This window comes from Terrabacter sp. 05T424, from assembly GCF_056396225.1.
This window is the reverse complement of record NZ_JBFTLB010000004.1, coordinates 183360-202728: the sequence shown is the minus strand read 5'-3', so window position 1 is coordinate 202728 and position 19369 is coordinate 183360. Positions and strand designations below refer to the sequence as shown.

The 19369-nt window shown below is 71.8% G+C and carries 15 protein-coding genes; 4 read left to right on the top strand and 11 right to left on the bottom strand.

What is annotated here, in order from left to right:
* Nucleotides 1–209 precede the first annotated feature (209 nt).
* A complete protein-coding gene (locus AC1DE0_RS11460; RefSeq protein ID WP_478100488.1) occupies nt 210–1331 on the top strand; it encodes a GuaB3 family IMP dehydrogenase-related protein in 1122 nt (373 codons plus the stop codon).
* A gap of 30 nt (nt 1332–1361) precedes the next feature.
* On the opposite strand, the gene AC1DE0_RS11455 is transcribed toward AC1DE0_RS11460, so the two are convergent.
* Complete coding sequence (locus AC1DE0_RS11455; RefSeq protein WP_478100486.1) at nt 1362–3482, bottom strand: bifunctional lysylphosphatidylglycerol flippase/synthetase MprF; 2121 nt, start codon at nt 3480–3482, stop codon at nt 1362–1364.
* A 106-nt stretch (nt 3483–3588) separates the two neighbouring features.
* Between AC1DE0_RS11455 and AC1DE0_RS11450 the strand changes: the two genes are divergently transcribed.
* On the top strand, nt 3589–5346 hold the full coding sequence (locus tag AC1DE0_RS11450) for a GMC oxidoreductase (protein WP_478100484.1): 1758 nt from the start codon (nt 3589–3591) through the stop codon (nt 5344–5346).
* Nucleotides 5347–5432: 86 nt separating this feature from the next.
* Here AC1DE0_RS11450 and AC1DE0_RS11445 read toward each other — a convergent pair whose 3' ends face one another.
* The 10 genes from AC1DE0_RS11445 to AC1DE0_RS11400 all read right to left on the bottom strand — a co-directional run bounded on the left by AC1DE0_RS11445 (nt 5433) and on the right by AC1DE0_RS11400 (nt 18068).
* On the bottom strand, nt 5433–6920 hold the full coding sequence (locus AC1DE0_RS11445; RefSeq protein WP_478100482.1) for a glycoside hydrolase family 3 N-terminal domain-containing protein: 1488 nt from the start codon (nt 6918–6920) through the stop codon (nt 5433–5435).
* 280 nt (nt 6921–7200) lie between these two features.
* Nucleotides 7201–8976: an ABC transporter ATP-binding protein gene (locus AC1DE0_RS11440; protein ID WP_478100480.1), complete on the bottom strand. Its 1776-nt coding sequence runs from the start codon at nt 8974–8976 to the stop codon at nt 7201–7203.
* Entirely contained in the window at nt 8976–10697 is a 1722-nt protein-coding gene (locus AC1DE0_RS11435; RefSeq protein ID WP_478100478.1) for an ABC transporter ATP-binding protein, read from the bottom strand. The genes AC1DE0_RS11440 and AC1DE0_RS11435 overlap by 1 nt, the downstream gene beginning before the upstream one ends.
* Before the next feature lie 131 nt (nt 10698–10828).
* Nucleotides 10829–11197 carry a monovalent cation/H(+) antiporter subunit G gene (mnhG, locus tag AC1DE0_RS11430; RefSeq protein ID WP_478100476.1) on the bottom strand — a complete coding sequence of 123 codons (369 nt, stop codon included), beginning with the start codon at nt 11195–11197 and terminating at the stop codon, nt 10829–10831.
* Complete coding sequence (locus AC1DE0_RS11425) at nt 11194–11538, bottom strand: MrpF/PhaF family protein (RefSeq protein WP_478100474.1); 345 nt, start codon at nt 11536–11538, stop codon at nt 11194–11196. The genes mnhG and AC1DE0_RS11425 overlap by 4 nt, the downstream gene beginning before the upstream one ends.
* Nucleotides 11535–12230: a Na+/H+ antiporter subunit E gene (locus AC1DE0_RS11420; protein WP_478100472.1), complete on the bottom strand. Its 696-nt coding sequence runs from the start codon at nt 12228–12230 to the stop codon at nt 11535–11537. The genes AC1DE0_RS11425 and AC1DE0_RS11420 overlap by 4 nt, the downstream gene beginning before the upstream one ends.
* Nucleotides 12227–13846 carry a Na+/H+ antiporter subunit D gene (locus AC1DE0_RS11415; RefSeq protein WP_478100470.1) on the bottom strand — a complete coding sequence of 540 codons (1620 nt, stop codon included), beginning with the start codon at nt 13844–13846 and terminating at the stop codon, nt 12227–12229. The genes AC1DE0_RS11420 and AC1DE0_RS11415 overlap by 4 nt, the downstream gene beginning before the upstream one ends.
* Complete coding sequence (locus tag AC1DE0_RS11410; RefSeq protein ID WP_478100469.1) at nt 13843–14379, bottom strand: NADH-quinone oxidoreductase subunit K; 537 nt, start codon at nt 14377–14379, stop codon at nt 13843–13845. The genes AC1DE0_RS11415 and AC1DE0_RS11410 overlap by 4 nt, the downstream gene beginning before the upstream one ends.
* The gene (locus AC1DE0_RS11405; protein ID WP_478100468.1) at nt 14376–17294 is read right to left on the bottom strand and encodes a Na+/H+ antiporter subunit A; all 2919 of its coding nucleotides are present in this window, start codon (nt 17292–17294) and stop codon (nt 14376–14378) included. Before AC1DE0_RS11405 ends, AC1DE0_RS11410 begins: the two co-directional genes overlap by 4 nt.
* Nucleotides 17295–17393: 99 nt before the next feature.
* A complete protein-coding gene (locus tag AC1DE0_RS11400) occupies nt 17394–18068 on the bottom strand; it encodes a hypothetical protein (RefSeq protein WP_478100466.1) in 675 nt (224 codons plus the stop codon).
* A gap of 71 nt (nt 18069–18139) precedes the next feature.
* Between AC1DE0_RS11400 and AC1DE0_RS11395 the strand changes: the two genes are divergently transcribed.
* A complete protein-coding gene (locus AC1DE0_RS11395) occupies nt 18140–18919 on the top strand; it encodes an SURF1 family protein (RefSeq protein WP_478100464.1) in 780 nt (259 codons plus the stop codon).
* Nucleotides 18916–19290 (top strand): DUF3817 domain-containing protein, encoded by a 375-nt coding sequence (locus AC1DE0_RS11390; protein ID WP_478100462.1) that lies wholly within the window; start codon nt 18916–18918, stop codon nt 19288–19290. Before AC1DE0_RS11395 ends, AC1DE0_RS11390 begins: the two co-directional genes overlap by 4 nt.
* Nucleotides 19291–19369: the final 79 nt, after the last annotated feature.

Below are 19369 nucleotides of genomic sequence, written 5' to 3'. Positions count from 1 at the left end.
GAGTGCTCAGTTCCCGACGCGGCTCGGCGTCGGAAAGTGGGCACTCGACCGGAAGGTCGGGTCGAGTGCTCAGTTGCCGACGCGGGTCGACGTCGGAAAGTGGGCACTCGACGAGGTGGTGGCGCCAGCCCACCCGAGGACGTATGCCGTCCGCCTGGGCCCGCGGGACGGCATACGTCCTCGGGAAGCCCGGTCGGTAGGATCGGCCGGTGACCGAGATCGAGATTGGCCGAGGCAAGCGCGGACGGCGCGCCTACTCCTTCGACGACATCGCCGTCGTGCCCTCACGGCGCACGCGCGACCCGGAGGAGGTCTCGGTCTCGTGGCAGATCGACGCCTACCACTTCGACATCCCGGTCATGGCGGCGCCCATGGACTCCGTCGTCTCGCCCGAGAGCGCCATCGCGCTGGGCAAGCTCGGCGCGCTGCCGGTGCTCGACCTCGAGGGGCTGTGGACCCGCTACGACGACCCGACGCCGATGCTGCGCGAGATCGCCGAGATCGAGCCCGGCGCGGCCACGGCCCGCATGCAGCAGATGTACGCCGAGCCGATCAAGCCCGAGCTCATCGCCGAGCGGCTGCGCCAGCTGCGTGACGCCGGCGTCACGGTCGCGGGCGCCCTGTCGCCGCAGCGCACCCAGCAGCACTGGAAGACCGTCGTCGACGCCGGCGTCGACCTCTTCGTCATCCGCGGCACCACCGTCTCGGCTGAGCACGTGAGCGGCCGAGCCGAGCCCCTCAACCTCAAGCGCTTCATCTACGAGCTCGACGTGCCGGTCATCGTCGGTGGGGCCGCCTCCTACACGGCCGCCCTGCACCTGATGCGCACCGGCGCGGCCGGCGTGCTCGTCGGCTTCGGCGGCGGCGCGGCCCACACGACGCGTACGGCCCTCGGCATCCACGCGCCGATGGCCTCAGCGGTCGCCGACGTCGCTGCCGCGCGCCGTGACTACCTCGACGAGTCGGGTGGCCGCTACGTCCACGTCATCGCCGACGGTGGTGTCGGCACGTCGGGCGACATCGTCAAGGCCATCGCATGCGGCGCCGACGCCGTCATGCTCGGCGCGGCGCTCGCGCGCGGCACCGACGCACCCGGCGGCGGCTACCACTGGGGCCCCGAGGCGCACCACGCGCAGCTGCCGCGCGGCGAGCGCATCGCCCTGGGCAGCCAGGCCTCGATCGAGGAGATCCTCTTCGGCCCGGGCCGTCACGCCGACGGCACGACCAACGTCATCGGCGCCCTCAAGCGCGCGATGGCCACCACTGGTTACTCCGACGTCAAGGAGTTCCAGCGCGTCGAGGTCGTCGTCTCGCCGTACCTCGGCAACTGACTCCTGCCCTTCGGGGCACCCGCGCGGGTCTCAGTGGCCCGTGCGGGCCAGAGCCACGAGGTCGCGCACACCCGCCTCGGGCAGGTAGGCGCGGGTGAGGGCGAGCCCGATCCGCGGCAGCGCGGCCTCGTCGGGGAAGACGAGGTGCAGCGCCTCGTGACGCGGCTTGAACTTCGCCTTGAACGCGTGCAGCGACCGGAACCCGTAGTAGGGCTCGAGCGTCGCGCCGAGCCGGTCGAGGAAGGTGTCGATGGTGCCGCGGTCGAGTCCCTCGTCGCCGGCCTGCGCCACGGTGCGGGCGAGCGGCGCGCCCGAGAGTGACACGACGGCGCACCCCTCCTCCTTGAACGCCAGGCACGCCGAGGCGATGAGGAACTCCATCGAGTAGCGGAACCCGCCGGGCAGCCGGCGCATGACGTCGAGGGTCCAGCCGGTGGGGTCGCCGCCGCCCTGCTCGTGCACGGGCATCCACGACGTCACGCCGTGCACCGTGCCGTCGTCGTCGACCGCGAGCCCGACCCGCACCTCGGGGTCGAGCGCCTCGTCGACGCCGCCGAGGGTGAAGCCCATCTCGGGCAGGCCCTTGTCCTCGACCCACTCCGACGAGATGGCCTTGACCTGCATCTGAACCCCGCGCGGCATCTGCACGAGCGGCCCGAGCCGGAACCCGACGCCGAGCTTGGCCGCCTGGTTGAGCGCGGTCCGCACGTCCTGCCAGGACTTGCCGACGAAGTCGAGGTCGGACAGCTCGATCCAGGCCTCCTCTGCCACCTGCACGCAGTGCCAGCCGCGGTCGCGCGCGTGCTCGGAGACCTCGGAGGTGACGGTGAACAGGCACGGGACGAGGCCCTGCGCGTGCACGGTGTCGGAGAACGCGCCGAGCAGCGCGGCCCGGTCGCGCTTCGACGCGCCGACCGGGTCGCAGAGGCCGATGACGACCCCGGCGTGCACGCGGTAGGCGATGTAGCCCGACCCGCTGCCGTCCGTGAACCAGCGGTTCTCGGGCCACGTCGTCATCCAGGCGAGCCGGTTGCCGGTGCCCTGCTCGCGCAGCGCGGCCACCGCCTGCTCGCGCTGCCCGTCGTCGGCGGGCGCCACGAGGCTCCCGGTCGTGCGCCGCGCCCGCCGCCGCGAGGGGTTGCGGAACGCGTGCCGTCCGACGAGGAGCACGCCGAGACCGAGGGCGTTGCCGGCGAGGTCCCAGAAGGCGACGAGCAGGCCCTGCTCACCCGTGGCGAGGACGTAGCCGAGGTTGGCCAGCTGGATGCCGATGACGAACACGAGCAGGCCGACGGCCCAGCGCCAGGCGCGCCGCCTCCCCTTGTAGAGCGACCGGGCGAGGGCCAGCCACAGGACGGCCTGGATGCCGCCGACGATGAGGCTGCGCTCCGCGAGGGCCTCGGCGCGGGCGGCCGCGGACAGGGTCGCGACGAGCGGCCCGTCAGCCGTCGTGAATGGCTGGATGAGGCCCTCGACGCCGGCCACGACGAAGAAGCCGGAGGCGAGCAGCCGGAAGTCACGGCGGGTCAGCTGCCTCGAGTGCAGCGCCGGAGCCCGACCGACGAGCAGGGGGCCGAGCAACAGGCCCCAGCCCACCGCGAGCACGTGCTCGAGGTCGGCGAGCCCTCCGAGGTGGATCACGAAGAGCACCACGTATGCCGTGAGCAGCGTGCGCAGGCGACCGCGCCAGGGCGGCGCGACCGTCACCGACGCCGCGGCCGCCGCCCCGAGGAAGGCCGCGGACGGGCCTGCGTCACGCACGTGGGCGAGCGTGGTGCTCCAGAGGTAGCCGTGGTCGCGGGTCAGCCCCAGCAGACCCGCGGCCCCCAGCACACCGACGAGGTGGCACGTGGCCAGCGCGACGGCATACCTCATCGGGCCGAGACGCCACTCGGCGAACCCGCCGAAGACCGCGAGGCCCACGAGGATCGGCACGTACTGGAAGGGCCTCGGCGCGAAGAAGGCCCCGGTCAGCACGGTCCACCAGTCGCCGGACTCGAAGGCGGGCAGGCCGTAGGTGACGCTCGTGCGGAGCGGACGGTCGAGCAGTGGGTCCCAGAGGGTTCGAGTGGCGACCGACAGGGCGAGGATGGCGGCGAAGAGGGCGCTCGTGAGTGGCAGGCGTCGCATCACCGTCCCGGGACGGATCATGGCCCCATGCTCCTCCTCGACCGGCCGCCGCGTCAGGAGTCCGGCACAGGTGACCGTCATTACTCTCGGTAGCCTTGGGCTGCTGGGGCGCTCTAGGGTTGAGGACATGGAGCTCGACCACGACGTCGTCGTCATCGGGTCCGGATTCGGCGGGTCCGTGGCAGCGCTGCGACTTGCCGAGAAGGGCTACCGCGTCCACGTCTACGAGGCGGGCCGCCGCTTCGAGGACGCCGACTTCGCCCGCTCGAGCTGGGACGTGCGCCGCTACCTCTGGGCGCCGCGACTGGGCCTGCTCGGCGTGCAGCGCATTCATCGGCTGCCCGACTGCCTGGTGCTCGCCGGCGCCGGGGTCGGCGGCGGCTCGCTGAACTACGCCAACACGCTCTACGTGCCGCCTGCCCCGTTCTTCCGCGACCGGCAGTGGGGCCACATCACCGACTGGCAGACCGAGCTCGCCCCGCACTACGCGACGGCCCAGCGGATGCTCGGCGTCACGGTCAACCCCTGCGAGGGCCCCGTCGAGCAGCTGATGCGCGACGCCGCGTCCGACCTCGGCGTCGGCGACACCTTCAGCAAGACGCCGGTCGGCGTGTTCTTCGGCGAGCCCGGCAAGCGGGTACCCGACCCGTACTTCGGCGGTGGGGGTCCTGACCGCACCGGGTGCACCGAGTGCGGCAACTGCATGGTCGGCTGCCGCGTCGGCGCCAAGAACACCCTGGTCAAGAACTATCTGGCGCTCGCCGAGCGGCGGGGTGTCACCATCGAGGCGCTGCGCACGGTCACGCGCGTGCGCCCGCTCGACCCCGCGTCCGCCGAGCACGGGTATGCCGTCACGACCGAACGCACCGGAGCGTGGGGTCGGCGTCGGGCGGGCGAGCGCACCGTCACCGCCGGCCACGTCGTCGTGGCGGCCGGTGCCTGGGGAACGGCGCAGCTGCTCCAGGCGATGAAGGGCGACGCCGACGGGTTGCCGAAGGTCTCCGACCACCTCGGCGAGCTGACGCGCACCAACTCCGAGGCGCTCGGCGGGGCGATGACCTCGCGGGTGCCCGAGGGCGTCGACCTGACTCGCGGCGTCGCGATCACCTCGAGCTTCCACGTGTCCGACACGACGCACGTCGAGAACGTCCGCTACGGCAAGGGCTCCAACCTCATGGGCGCACTCGCGGTCATGCAGGTCGACGGCGGCGGCCGGGTGCCGCGCTGGCTGCGCTTCGCCGGCGGGGCGGCCCGGCACCCGTACGTCTTCCTCCGGTCGCTGTCGTCACGGCGGTGGAGCGAGCGCACCGTCATCGCGCTCGTCATGCAGACGAGCGACAACTCGATCACGGTCAGCCGCCGGCGCGGACTCTTCGGCTGGCGCCTGACCTCGACCCAGGGCCACGGGGAGCCCAACCCCACGTACATCCCCGAGGGCAACCGTGCGGTGCGGGCGATGGCGCAGCGCCTCGAGCGTTCGACGGGCGAGCGTGCCTGGCCCGGGTCGTCGATCGGCGAGGTGTTCGACATCCCGATGACGGCGCACTTCCTCGGCGGTGCGGTCATCTCCGACTCTCCCGACACCGGTGTCATCGACCCGTACCACCGGCTCTGGGGCTATCCGGGCATCCACGTCGTCGACGGGTCCGCGGTCTCGGCCAACCTCGGCGTGAACCCGAGCCTCACGATCACGGCCCAGGCCGAGCGCGCCTTCTCGCTCTGGCCGGTCGCCGGCGAGGCCGACCCGCGGCCGGCGCAGGGGGAGGCATACGTCCGCCTCGACCCCCGTCTTCCAACCCACGTGACTCGGCGCCCTGGGTCGCAGTCGAGCCTCCCCACTTCCCATCGAGAAAGCGATCCGTGCGGTCATCGCAGACGAACGTAAGCGGGCGGATTGCTTTCTCGATGAACGGGATGCGGGCGGATTGCTTTCTCGATGAACGGGATGCGGGCGGATTGCCTTCTTGAGGTTCAGAGCTGGGTGTTGAGGTAGGCCTGCAGCTGGTGGATGGTCCGCGAGTTCCAGGTGGTCGCGCCGTCGTGGGACAGCCCGAGGTAGGACTGCAGGGCCGCCATCGACCGGCCGCCCCACACTCCGGTGGCGGGCACGTTCACCCGCACCTGGAGCGCCCGGACCGTGGCGCTGCTCAGCGACCCGGTGCGGGTCACGCCGAGCCAGCGCTGCAGCGACGACACGGTCGAGGCGTTGAGCGACCCGGTCATCGCGATCCTCGTGCCAAGCATCCCGTTGGCGGCCTTGACGGTGAGCACCCGCAGGGCTGCGGCGTTGACACGGGCCCGCAGCGTGGCGTCGGTGGCGACCCTTGCGGTGACCGTGTTGACCATGGCCGGGATGACCGTCGGGTCGACCGTGAGCACGATGTCGCCGCCGGCGTTGAGGAAGTTGAGGGCGCGGGTGCCCGGCGACCAGGCCTGCACCGCACGGGCCGCCCCGATGTCGTCGCTGATGACGATGCCGGTGAAGTGGAGGTCGCCGCGGATCATCCCCGTGATGACGGTGGGGGAGAAGACCGCCGGACGGGCGGCGTCGATGCGGCTGTAGATGGCCGAGGAGACCATGAGCAGCTGTGCCCCGGCACCGACGGCGGACCGGAACGGCCCGATGTCGGGTGAGGTGCGGGTCGTCACCCGGTCAGTCACTCCTGCGGTCGTGTCGGTGTTGCCGGTCACGCGGCCGAGGCCGGGGAAGTGCTTGGCGGTCATGGCCAGCCCGGGCACCCGCATGCCGCGCAGGAACGCGGACCCCTTCTCGGCGACGACAGCCGGCGTGTGGCCGTACTCGCGCTGGAAGGCACCGATCGGGGCGTTCTGCGGGGCGAACGACGCCGACACGGTGTCCATGACGGGGGCGAGGTTGACGTTCACGCCCGCGCGCCGCACCTGGCTGCCCCAAAGGGTGGCGCTCCGCGTCAGGCCCGCGTCACTGAAGGTGCCCTGCGTGAGAGCCGTCGGCATCCTCGAGAACCACGGGCCCTGCAACACCTGGACGAAGCCGCCCTCCTGGTCGGAGGCGATGAGCAGAGGCACGGCCGACGTGGCGGCGTTGGTCGTCATCGAGTCGGCGCCACTGGTCAGGGCACGCACGGGCGCCGCGCCCGTTGTGGTGCGACCCGTGAGGATGAGGTTGCCGACGTGGTAGCGGCTGATCGCGGTGCGGGTCGCCGTCGACAGGCCCTTCACCGAGCCACCGACCATGAAGAGCTGGCCGACGCGCTGGGCCGTGGTCAGACGGTTGAGGACTGCCTGGGCGGTGGTTGCGGGTGAAGCGGCCGCGGGTGCCAGGGCCACCGCGGACCTGGTCGTGACGGACCCGACCGCGGGCGCGGTCGGCGCGGTGGGTGCGGCGGCACTGACCGCCGTAGCGGCTGCCGGGCCGGCCAGCACGGCCGCGCCCGAGCACGCGGCGACACACATCATGGCAAGGCGTCGAGAGCCCATCACAGCCTCCTGCTCAAGCCCTGTCGAGCGAACCGCTCGCCCCCATCTCCGATTCTAGGTCGGGCCGGGCCGGACAGCGCCGAACGGCGCCGATCCTCCGGAGCACGGTGAAGGGGTGAGGCCGTCACCCCTCAGAGACGGCCCCACCCCGCGGTGCACAGGCCTTCAACCGGTCGAGAATCGGCCCGGCACCGCGCTGACAACGACAGGCATCCGGCGGGGTTACGGGCCTTGTCGTTTATTTGCGAAAGAAGTTCCCGACCGGTCGCGGGGCCACGGGTCAGACGGCGGGCTGCGGCTCGTCGCGCCACGAACGCCACAGGGCGGCATACGCTCCGTCGGCTGCGAGCAGCTGCTCGTGAGAGCCGATCTCGCTGATGCGGCCGTCCTCGACCACACAGACCCGGTCGGCGTCGTGCGCGGTCATGAGCCGGTGCGCGATCGCGACGACGGTGCGCCCCTGGACGACGGCAGCGAGCGATCGCTCGAGGTGGCGTGCCGCCCGCGGGTCGAGCAGCGACGTCGCCTCGTCGAGCACCAGGGTGTGCGGGTCGGCGAGGACGAGCCGGGCCAGCGCGAGCTGCTGGGCCTGGGGCTCGGACAGCCGGTGGCCACCCGAGCCGACGGCGGTGTCCAGGCCTTCCGGCAGCCCGACGGCCCAGCCCTTCGCGTCGACGGCCTCGAGGGCCTCGAGCAGCTGCTCGCGCGACGCCTCCGGGCGGGCCAGACGCAGGTTGTCCTCGAGCGACCCGACGAAGACGTGGTGCTCCTGCGTCACGAGGGCGACCTGCCCGCGCAGCTGCGCGAGCTCGAGGTCGACGAGGCGTACGCCGCCCACGTCGACGCGGCCCTCACGGGGACCGTCGATGCCGGCCATGAGCCGGCCGAGCGTCGACTTGCCGGCACCGGAGGGCCCGACGATGGCGAGCCGCTCGCCGGGCTGCAGGTCGAGGGAGACACCGCGCAGCACGTCGCGGCCCGCGCGGTAGGAGTAGACGACGTCGTCCACCTCGAGGCGGTCGTCGGTCGGCTCCTCGCCGGTCGCGGCGCGGTCGGGAGGCACGTCGGCGATGCCGATGACCCGGGCGAGCGACGTTGCCCCGACCTGGATCTCGTCGAGCCACGAGATGAGCTCGTCGAGGGGGCCGGCCATCTGCTGGACGTAGAGCGCCACCGCGGTGACGGTGCCGGCCGTCGCGACGTCCTGCGAGATGAGCCAGCCGCCCCACAACAGGGTGACGGCGACCGGCGCGAAGAACGCGAACTCGACGGACGGGAACCAGCGCATGCGCAGGCCCAGCGTGTAGACCTCGGCGTCGTAGCACTCGCGCAGCGCGTCGTCCATGCGACGCCGCCGCCGTCCGCGCAGGCCGAGGGCGTCGACGGTGCGGGCCCCGTCGGCCGACTCGGTGACGACACCGTTGAGCACGGCATACGTGGCCCGCTCGCGCAGGTAGCCGTCGGGCGCCAGGCGCAGGTAGCGGCGCGTCGACAGCACGAGGATCGGCACACCGACGAGCACGCCCAGCGCCACCTGCCAGCCGGTGAGGAACGCCGCGAGGAGGGTGATGGCGGTGGTGACGGCGCCGACGAACATGGCGGGCACGCCGAAACGGATCACGTGCGAGAGTGCCTCGACGTCGTTCGTCGTGCGCGACACGAGGTCGCCCGTGCCGGCCCGCTCGACGGTCGACAGCGGCAGCTCGACGACCCGGCCCATGAACTGCTCGCGCAGCTCGGCGAACACCGTCTCGCCCATGATGAACGAGGCCCGCCGCGCGAACCACGTGACGATCGTCTGGACGACGACCGCCCCGGCGATCCAGAGCGCGAGCGAGTTGACGACGTCGAGTGACCGGCCGTGGCTGATCTCGTCGACGAGCAGGCCGATGACGCGTGGCGCGACGAGACCGGCGACGGCCGCGACGGCGTGCAGGCCGACGACCGTGGCCAGGCTGCCGCGGTGGCGGCGGAGCAGTCCGCGGGTGTGGGCCCGGACCGACGCGGTGTCGGCCACGGGAAGCGTGCGCGTGGACGGCGCTGGTGTCAGCGACATCAGTCCTCCTCTCCTCGGACGACGGTGCGTCGGTAGTCGGGGTTCTCGGCCATGAGCCGGTCGTGCGGTCCGGTCGCCGCGACCTTGCCGTCGCGCACGAACACGACGTGGTCGGCCTTGTCGAGGATGAGCGGGCTGGCCGACATCACGACGGTGGTGTGGCCCCGTCGGGCGGCGATGAGACGCTCGGCGATGCGAGCCTCGGTGTGGGCGTCAACGGCGCTCGTGGGTTCGACGAGCACGAGGGTGTCGGCCCCGGTGAGCAGCGCGCGGGTCAGGGCGAGACGCTGGCGCTGGCCGCCGGAGAAGGCGCGTCCGCGCTCCTCCACCTCGTTGTCGAGACCGCCGGGCAGCGCCTCGAGCACGTCGTCGCCGCTCGCCACCGACAGGGCGTCGAGGATCGTCGCGTCGTCGTGCTCACCCCACGGGTCGAGCTCGTCACGCAGCGTGCCGGTGAACAGGCGCGGGTCGGTCTCGGACACGACGACACGTCGGCGCACGTCGGCCAGCGGAGCGTCGGCCAGGCGGGTGCCGTCGAGGCGCACGTCGGTCGTGGTGGCGCCGAAACGCCCGAGCCGGTCGGCGAGGGCGGCCGAGTCCTCGGGGCGTGCCGACACGACGACGGTGAACCGGCCGGGCTCGACCGTCACCTGGCTCACCGGGTCGTGCAGCCGCGCCGGCCCGGTCGGGAGCGGCTGCGTCTGCGCGGCCTCGACCTGGTCGGGCTGCACCGCCAGCACCGTCGTCAGCTTGCGGGCACCGATGTGGGCCCGGGTGGCCCGGTCGACCATCTCGGTCGCGGTGCGCAGCGGGATGACGAGGAAGGCGGTGTAGCCGTAGAAGGCGACGAGCTGACCGGCCGTGATCTCGCCCTCGATGGCGAACCGCGCGCCGAGCCACACGACGACGAGCACGAAGAGCCCGGGCAGCAGCACCTGGGCGGCGTCGAGCGCCGCCTGGTAGCCGGCGACGCGGTTGCCCACCTCGCGCACGGACTGCGACTGGACGGCATACCTGCGGAGGAACGTGTGCTCGCCGCCGATGCCGCGCAGCACGCGCAGGCCGGCGACGGTGTCGGCGCCGAGACCGATGAGCTTGCCGGACTCCTCGCGCTGGGCGAGCTGACGGGTCTGGAGCGGTCGCACGATGAAGGTCAGGCAGGCGACGAGCACCGGCACGCCGATGAGCACGACGAGCCCGAGGGGCGTCGAGGCGCTGAGCAGGATGAGGGCGACGACGACGTAGGAGACGACGGCGCCGGCGAAGCGGGCGAGCACGTCGTAGAGCCCGCCGATGCGCATGGCGTCGGAGCTGACCGTGGCGACGACATCGCCGGTCGGGACGGCGCGGGTCAGCGCCTCGCCGGTGTCGGCGGCCTTGTGGCCGATGAGCTGGGCGGAGCGGAAGGCGCCCTGCATCCAGTTCATGACGGCGTAGCGGTGACGCACGGCACCGGAGAGCGCGCTGATGGTGACGAGTCCGATGAGGATGGCGCACCACCGCACGAGCGAGCCGCCGTCGCCGCCGATGATGCCCTCGTCGATGGCCTTGCCCATGGCGGCGGGGAAGAGCGCCTGGCTGACGAGCCACACGACGCCGAAGCAGATCGCCACGACGAGGGTGCGCCACTGGCCCTTGCCGACCCAGCGCAGGTATGCCGTCGGGCTGGTCAGGTCGGGAGTGCCGGGGTCGGCGTGGGGCAGCGAGATCACTTGGTTCATTTTACGTTCGGCGAGAGGGTGCTTCACGCCATTTTCCGTCGGGGTCACGGCCCGACCGTAAGAGCTCCAGTGGACTTGAGGTCAAACCCGGAGGGGGTATGCCGCCCGGCCCAGCAGCCGACGCGCGCGACTCAGTGCGTCGGGTCCCATTCAGAACGCTCGAGTGCATCGGAGAGCTCGTCGACCTCGAGGGTGCCGGAGTCGACGCGACGGTTGCGGTAGGCCGCCCGCCCGACGAGGTGGGCCGAGACCGGGGAGGTGAAGAACTGGGTCGCCGCGAGCAGCACCAACGTGGTGAGGGCCGCCCAGGTGCGCAGGGTCAGGGCGAGACCGGCGAGGATCAGGATGAGGCCCAGCGTCTGCGGCTTCGTGGCAGCGTGCAGCCGGGAGAGGGTGTCGGGGAAGCGCAGCAGGCCGATGGCGCCGGCGAGGCAGAGGAACGAGCCGAGGAGCAGGCACACGGCGCCGGCGGCGTCGAGCACGGCGGTCAGGGTCGTCATGGCTGCTCCCGGCTCTCGCGCTGGACCTCGTCGGGCCGACCTTGCTGGTCGGGCTGGTCGCTCTCGTCATTCTCGTCGGTCTCGTCGGTGTCACGGGACATGAAGCGGGTGACGGCGACCCCGCCGACGAAGCCGACCAGCCCGAGCACCATGAGGAGCGGCAGGTATGTCGAGGTGCCCTGGCGCGCCGACTCGAGCGCGACCCCCGCGATGACGATCACGAGCAGGATCTCGGCGGCGATGGTGCGGTCGAGGTTGCTCGGGCCGCGGAAGAGTCGGACGAGCACCAGCGCGGCCGCCGCGCCGAGCATGGCCAGGGCGAGCGTGAGGACGATGGTCACTGCTGCTCCTCCGGCCTGTCGTGGGCGTGGTCCTTGGCGGGGTTGTCGTCGGGAGTCTCGTCAGGCGACGAGCTGCCCTGTGGCGCAGGGCGGTCGGTGGCAGGTGGGGTCGGCCACGGTGATCCGGTCTCGAGCGACTCGATCTCGGCTCGCGACCCGAACGTGCGCACGACACGCCGCTCGATGGCGAGCACGTGGACGCGCTGTGCCTCGATGGCGGCCGGGTCGTGGACGTCGAGCAGGTGCAGGTAGAGCACCGAGGTCGAACGACGTGCGTCGACGACGACGGAGCCGGGCACGAGCGCCACCAGCTCGGCGGTGATGGTCAGGTAGAAGTCGGAGCGCGACCTCAGCTGCACCTCGATGACCGCGTTGCGCGGCTGCTTCGTGCCGAAGGCGAGGAGCATGACCTGCCACGACGCGACGAAGAGGTCGGCGACGAACCGCACGATGAGCCAGGCCAGCCGGTGCGGGCGCAGGCGTCCCTCGAACTCGATCGAGGGGAGCGGGAAGGCATACGTCACGACGAGGCCCACGAGCACACCGTTGACGATGTTGCCCCACGTGACGCGGTCCCACAGCAGCACCCAGGAGAGGGCGATGGCGGCGATCGCCCTCGGCTGCAGCACGCGTCGTCTGCGGCGGGGTGCCTCCGGCTCCCGGGGCATCGTGGCCAGTCGGGTCTCGGTCATCGGCGTACGTCCTGGGGCAGCACGCTGGTGACGTAGGGGTCGCGGCGGGCGAGGTCGCTCGCCGCCCGCTGCGTGTAGGCGTAGAGCGGCCCGGCCACGACGGTGATGGACAGCCCGACGGCGGTCATGGCGGCGGTCGCACCCAGCATCGTGCGGGGCAGGGTGCGCGGCGCGGTGTCGACGACGACGGCGGTTGCGGGGTCGGTGGCCGGCTCGACGTCGAGAGTCCCGACCTGCAGGGCGGCTGCGGTCTCGGTCGCGTGCGGGGCGTCGGCGAGCGTGCGCCAGAACGCCTGGCTCCACACCTTCGCGAGGGCATAGAGGGTGAGCAGGCTGGTGACGATGCCGCCGACGACGAGCAGCCAGGCGAGCGGCGTGCCGAGGGCGATGCCTGCGTGGAGCAGTCCGATCTTGGCGAGGAAGCCCGACATCGGCGGGATGCCCGAGAGGTTCATCGCCGAGACGAAGAAGAGGATGGCGAGGACCGGGGAGGCCACGGCAAGCCCGCCCAGGCGGTCGAGCGACGTCGTGCCCCCGAGCCGCTCGACGAGCCCGGTGATGAGGAACAGCGCCGTCTGGATGGTGATGTGGTGCGCGACGTAGAAGATGGCCCCGGCGGTGCCCTCGGGGGTGGCGAGGGCGATGCCGAAGATCATGTAGCCGATGTGGCTGACGAGCGTGAACGACAGGATCCTCTTCAGTCCCGACTGCGACACCGCGCCGAGGATGCCGATCACCATGGTCAGCAGCGCCGCCCACATGAGCAGGCCCTGCAGCGGGGAGTCGGGGAAGAGCAGTGTCTGGACGCGGATGATCGCGTAGACGCCGACCTTGGTCAGCAGTCCGGCGAACACCGCCGTGACCGGTGCCGGCGCGGTGGGATAGCTGTCGGGCAGCCACGCCGACATCGGGAAGATTGCCGCCTTGATCGCGAACGCCGTGAGCAGGCAGAGCTGCAGCACGAGCGCCACGCCCGGGGCGAGGTCGCCGATGCGGATCGAGAGCTGGGCCAGGTTGACGGTGCCGGTGGCGGCATACACGGCGGCGATACCGACGAGGAAGAGCGCCGAGCTGAGCAGGCTGACGACGACGTAGGTCGTGCCGGCGTGGATGCGCGACGCGGTGCCGCCCACGGTGATGAGGACGTACGAGCTGAAGAGGAGGATCTCGAAGCCGACGAAGAGGTTGAACAGGTCGCCGGCGAGGAAGGCGTTGGAGACGCCCGCGGACAGCACGAGGTAGGTCGGGTGGAAGATCGTGAGCGGGGTCTCGCTCTCGTTCTCCTCGTCGGTGTCTGCCTGCCCCTGGCCGATGGCGAAGACGAGCACGAGCAGCGTGACGATGCCCGACACGAGCAGCATGAGGGCGCTGAGCCGGTCGGCGACGAGGGAGATGCCCAGCGGTTCCTGCCACGCACCGAGCCACAGCACCTGCGGGCCACGCACGTCGGTCTGCCACACGAGCACGCCGGCGACCGCGACGACCGCTGCGAGCACGGCGATGCTCACACTGCGCTGGAGGCGCGGGGAGCGTCGGAAGGCGAGCGTCAGGGCCGCACCGAGGAGGGGCAGCAGCACCGGAAGGGGCACCAGGTTGGGCACGGGGAAGTCGGTCATGTCGGCGCGCTCCCTCCGACGGGTTCGCCGGTGGGCTCGCCGGCCAGCTCGCCGGCCAGCTCGCCGGCCAGCTCGTCGGACGTCGTCGTCGAGGTCTCTGACGGGTCGTAGGTCGACGACGTCTGGTCCTCGAGGGCCAGCCGCTGGATGCGGGCGTCCTCGGCGTCGTCGGGCACGTCGTCGGTGCCCGAGATCTGCCAGAGCCGGTAGGAGAGGGCGAGGAGGAAGCCGATGGTGGCCAGCGAGATGACGATCGCGGTGAGCACCATGGCTTGCGGAAGCGGGTCGCTGATCGTGGACGGGTCCTCGTCGACGAACGGGGCGCGGCCCGCGCGGCCGCTGATGACGAGGTAGAGCACGGCCACCCCGTTGCCGATGAGCACCATGCCGAGCAGGACGCGCACGAGGCTGCGGTCGAGGGCCAGCGCCGTTCCGGTCGCCACGAGGAAGACGGTGACGAGCACGAGCGTCAGGTTGGGCTGGAGGGTGGACTCGATCAGGGCCGGCGCGAGGGTGGGTGCGGTCGCGGTCATGGGCGGGCCACCTCCGCGCCGTCTTCGGAGGAGTTGCCGGACGAGCTGCCGGAGGAGTCGTCGGCCGTGTCGCCCGACCCGCCGTCGGACTCCTCCTCGGCGATCTGCCGGTCGATGCCCGTGCCGAGGCTGCGCACGATGTCGAGCATCATCCCGACGACGATGAGGTAGACGCCGACGTCGAAGAAGAGCGAGGTGACGAGATGGACCTCGCCCCACGGGGGCAGCGTGAAGTCGACGGCCGTGGTCTCGAGGATCGTGCCGCCGAACGCGAGGGGAGCCAGGGCCGAGCCGACGGCGACGAGCAGGCCGAGGCCGACGAGGAGGCCGGCGTCGAACGGGGCCGCCTCGTCGAGCTCGTAACGGCCACCGGCGAGGTAGCGCACGACGAGCGCGAGCCCGGCGACGAGGCCGCCCGCGAAGCCGCCGCCCGGCTGGTTGTGGCCGGCGAAGAGCAGGAAGAGCGACGCGGCCAGCATGACGTGGAAGACGAGGCGGGTGACGACCTCGAAGATGACCGAGCGCTTCTCCTTGCGCATGGTGCGCCCGCCGTGCAGCCACGTGCCACGCGTCGGGTCGCTCGAGGGCAGTGCCTTGGCCGTGGCCCGCGAGAGCCGGGTGTTGCGGGTGCGCACGAAGATGAGGCTCGCGATGCCGGTCGCCGCCGCGACGAGCACCGAGACCTCGCCGAGGGTGTCCCAGGCGCGGATGTCGACGAGCGTCACGTTGACGATGTTCTTGCCGTGGCCGAACGCGTACGCCTCCGTGGGGAAGTCGACCGACACCGGGTCGGCCGTGCGCCCGCCCGACGCGACCAGCGCGATGAGACCGACCGAGGCGCCGACGGCGACGCCCAGGGCGATGCGCCAGGTGCGCGAGGGCGAGTGCGGGTGTCTCGTGAACTTCGTCGGGAGCCGGCGCAGGGCCAGCACGAAGACGACGAGCGACACGGTCTCGACGAGCATCTGCGTGATGGCGAGGTCGGGGGCGCCGTGGAGGATGAACAGGAGCGAGACGCCATAAGCTGTGGCGCCGACGAGCATGACGGCGGTGAGGCGGCGTCGCGTGACGAGCACGAGCACGGCAGCGGCCACCATGAAGACCCCGACGACGGCCTGACCGGGGTTGTCCCACAAGCGAACTGCCGGGAACGACCCGCGCGTCGCTGCAGCGACCCCGGGCAGGGACACGAAGACGATGAGGATCGCCGCGAGGTAGATGGGCAGCGAGCCGCGCTGGGTCACTGCTGTGGTCTCGACGGCGCCCCGGTCGACCCAGCGCAGCGTGTGCGCGAAACCGCGCTCGCCGTCGACGAGGGCGGGCACCCTCGCCTGCGCCCGCCCGACCAGGTCGCGCCGGCTGAACAGAAGGAGACCGACACCGATCGAGATCAGCGACAGCATGAGGGGCACCGTGACGCCGTGCCAGAGCGACAGCGGCGCCGGGGCCTCCCCGATGGGGAACGCGACGGCATACGGCATCAGCCAGGATGACTCGAGCGGCGAGAGCAGCCCGAGCAGCAGGCAACCGACGCCCAGCAGGAGGGGAGAGAGCACGAAGCCCGGGTGGGCGGCCTTCACCGGCGTGGGCTCGATGCCGGGCTTCGTCGCGAAGGCGCCCCAGAGGAAGCGCGCCGTGTAGGCGACGGTGAGCGCCGAGCCGGCGACGACCCCGGCGATCGCAAGCCAGCTCCACGGTGCCGGCAGGGGAGTCGACGTCTGGACGTCCTGCCACAGCGCCTCGAGCGCACTCTCCTTCGAGACGAACCCCGCGAGCGGGATGATGCCCGCCATCGACAGGGCCGCGAGGGTCGCCGGCACCGACACCGGCAGCAGGCGCCGGCCGACGCCGGACAGCTCGCGCAGGTCGCGGGTGCCCGTGCACTTGTCGACGACGCCGACGGTGAGGAAGAGCGTCGACTTGAAGAGGCCGTGCGCGATCACGAGGGCGAGCGCCGACAGGGCGGAGGTCTTGGTTCCGAGCCCGGCGATGGCGACGATGAAGCCGAGCTGGCTCACCGTGCCGTAGGCGAGGAGCAGCTTGATGTCGTGCTGGCGCAGGGCCCGCCAGCCGCCGACGAGCATCGTGAAGAGCCCGAGGCCGACCGTCAGCGCGTGCCAGGCCGGCGCCCCGGCGAAGGCCGGCGCGAGCAGGGCCACGAGGTAGATGCCGGCCTTGACCATCGCGGCGGCGTGGAGGTAGGCGCTCACGGGGGTGGGTGCGGCCATGGCCCCCGGCAGCCAGAAGTGGAACGGCACGAGCGCCGACTTCGACAGGGCCCCCACGAGCAGCATCACGAGCGCGGCCACGGTGACGCCGTCGAGCGCCGGCGGGTCGGCGACCAGCTCGCTGATGGAGTACGTGTGGTGCACGCCCAGGGCGATGATGCCGATGAGCATCGCCAGGCCGCCGAACGTCGTGACGATGAGCGCCTGCATCGCCGCGCGACGGTTCGTCGAGCTCGCCGGGTTGTGGCCGATCAGCAGGTAGGAGAAGACGGTCGTCAGCTCCCAGAAGACGTAGAGCACGAGCAGGTTGTCGGTGAGGACGAGCCCGAGCATGGCGCCGGCGAAGGCGGTGAACACCGACGTGAAGCGCCACAGGGTTGGGTCACGGTCGGAGAAGTACCACGTGCAGTAGAGCAGCACGAGCGCGCCGACGCCGGTGACGAGCAGCGCGAGCACCCATGACAACGTCGTGAGCCGGAAGTCGAGGTCGATGCCGAGGCCCGGAACCCACGAGATGCGTTGTGTCGGAAGGTTGCCCGCGCGAACATCACTCGAGACGGAGACGAGCCACCCGAAGGAGACGGCGGGAGCGACGGCGAGAACGGGGAAGGCCTTGGTGCGGAGCACTTTCGCGAGCCACGACGCGACGACGGCGGCAAGCAGGTGCAAGAGCAGCAGTTGCGCCACGGCGGCCCCTCGGTCGTCGGGTGTGCGGATCGGTCCACGTCAGGTCGTGGGCCCAATCCTATGTGCTGCGAACGGTCACGCCGACCACGGGCCGACCCGTCAGAACGTGACGAACGTGCCGCGGGCGAGGAAGAAGCCGTGCCGCGACCCGCTGTCGACGCAGGTGACGCCCGCCTCCTCGCTGAGGCAGGCGATCGGGTCGAGGGCGGCGGTGCGCGAGCCGTAGGGCAGCTTCGGCTCGCCACCGTCGCGGATCGTGTCGGAGTTGCAGACCGGTCGAGCTCCGGACGCCTGGAGCTCGATGCGGCCGATGTCCGTGGGGCCGCCCGGCGGGCAGATCGTCGGCAGGGGCGGACCGACCCGCCCCGAAGCGACCTCGCACGCGGCAAGGCCCTGTGCGCCGCCCAAGTGGCAGACGATGTTGCCGCTCGGGCTCTGGAAGCGGTCGGTCACGGACGCCGTGGCCGGGGCCGACTCGATGCGTGCACGAGCCTCGGCGTAGGAGTGCGGGGCGTTGCGCTGGCGCCCGACGGCGAGCGCGGTCGGGACGGCGGCCGTGGTCGGCTGGGCTGCGACCGTGGGCACGGACGTGGTCGCCGGCGCCGGAGCGGCCGTCGTCTTCGCGGGCGGGTCGACGAAGACCGTCACGGTCGGCCGGCTCGACGGGGCGTCTGTGCCGCACGCCGCGACGAGAGGGACGGACGTGAGCAGGACCGCGGACGCGACGAGGACGGCGCGTGACGGCATACGGCCCGGGCGGCGGATCGTGGACATGGCCCGGGAGTCTGGCACGGATGGGCGGGCCGGGGCAGATCGGCATCAAGGGGGTGACCTACCCTTGGGGCGTGTTCCGGCAGCTGTTCACCCCTCGCTGGGTCGGCATGCTCGCCGGCCTGGTGGTCGTCGTCGCCGCGTGCATCTTGCTCGGCATGTGGCAGCTCGGGGTCGCCCGCGACTCCGGCCGGCAGGACTCGGTTGCCGCCGCCGCGACGCTGGAGCGGGCGCCCCTGCAGCAGGTCACGGCAGCCTACAGCGACTTCCGTGCCGAGCTGTCCAACCGCCCCGTCACCGTCACCGGCACGTATGCCGCCGAGCGCACCCTGCTCGTCGTCGACCGTCGCCTGGGGGGCCGGGTCGGCTCGTGGGTGGTCACCCCCCTCGAGACCGACGGCGGCACCGTGCCGGTGCTCCGGGGCTTCGTCGACGGCACCCCCACCTCAGCGCCCAGCCCACCTGCGGGCGTCGTCACCGTGAGCGGCACCCTGGGGCCCGGGGAGTCGCCCCGGCCGGGCGACCCGCTGCCGGCGCCACAGGTGCGCTCCATCGACCTCGCCACGCTCGTCAACGAGTGGCCCGGCGACCTCTACAACGTCGTCGTCCTCGCCTCGGCCGAGACGCCGGGCCCGTCCGCCGGCACCGACGTCTCGTCGACCGGTCTGACGCGTGTGCCACCCCCACCACTCGACGCCCCCCTCAACCTGCGCAACGCGGCGTACGCCGTCCAGTGGTGGATCTTCGGGATCTTCGCGATCTGGATGTGGTGGAAGATGTTCCGAGCAGAGCAGCAGGCGGAAGACCCCGCGGCTGCACCGAAAGACGCACCGAAAGAAGGCGCGACCACGTGAGCACGTACCCCCAGACCCTGGCCAAGCCGCAGCAGATCCGCGCGGCCCTGAGGATCTACCGCGTCCTCGCGACCGTCGCCGGCATCGCCTTGTTCGTGCTGCTTCTCGAGATGGTCATGAAGTACGTCTTCAAGCAGACCAACGTGCTGACGCAGTACTGGAGCCCCATCCACGGCGTCATCTACATGGCGTATGCCGCGTCGGTCGCCAACCTCGGCATCAAGTCGGCGTGGGGGATGGTTCGCATCGTCAAGAACCTGCTCGCGGGCTTCGTCCCGGTCGTGCCGTGGATCGCCGAGCGCCGCAACACGGTCGCCACCGAGGCCCTGCTCTCACGGGCCTACGCGGTGGGCGGATCCGAGCCCGTCTGAGCTGCGGCGCGGGCGTCTCGAGGACCGCCCAAATGGGTCTCCGAGCCCATTTCGGAGATATCGTCCGACGCCGAATCCC

Excerpts from the sequence above, each read along its gene's own strand:
- AC1DE0_RS11455 (WP_478100486.1), bottom strand. The coding sequence starts at position 3,482 with ATGATCCGTCCCGGGACGGTGATGCGACGCCTGCCACTCACGAGCGCC.
- AC1DE0_RS11450 (WP_478100484.1), top strand. The coding sequence starts at position 3,589 with ATGGAGCTCGACCACGACGTCGTCGTCATCGGGTCCGGATTCGGCGGG.
- AC1DE0_RS11445 (WP_478100482.1), bottom strand. The coding sequence starts at position 6,920 with ATGGGCTCTCGACGCCTTGCCATGATGTGTGTCGCCGCGTGCTCGGGC.
- AC1DE0_RS11440 (WP_478100480.1), bottom strand. The coding sequence starts at position 8,976 with ATGTCGCTGACACCAGCGCCGTCCACGCGCACGCTTCCCGTGGCCGAC.
- AC1DE0_RS11435 (WP_478100478.1), bottom strand. The coding sequence starts at position 10,697 with ATGAACCAAGTGATCTCGCTGCCCCACGCCGACCCCGGCACTCCCGAC.
- mnhG (WP_478100476.1), bottom strand. The coding sequence starts at position 11,197 with ATGACGACCCTGACCGCCGTGCTCGACGCCGCCGGCGCCGTGTGCCTG.
- AC1DE0_RS11420 (WP_478100472.1), bottom strand. The coding sequence starts at position 12,230 with ATGACCGAGACCCGACTGGCCACGATGCCCCGGGAGCCGGAGGCACCC.
- AC1DE0_RS11415 (WP_478100470.1), bottom strand. The coding sequence starts at position 13,846 with ATGACCGACTTCCCCGTGCCCAACCTGGTGCCCCTTCCGGTGCTGCTG.
- AC1DE0_RS11410 (WP_478100469.1), bottom strand. The coding sequence starts at position 14,379 with ATGACCGCGACCGCACCCACCCTCGCGCCGGCCCTGATCGAGTCCACC.
- AC1DE0_RS11400 (WP_478100466.1), bottom strand. The coding sequence starts at position 18,068 with ATGTCCACGATCCGCCGCCCGGGCCGTATGCCGTCACGCGCCGTCCTC.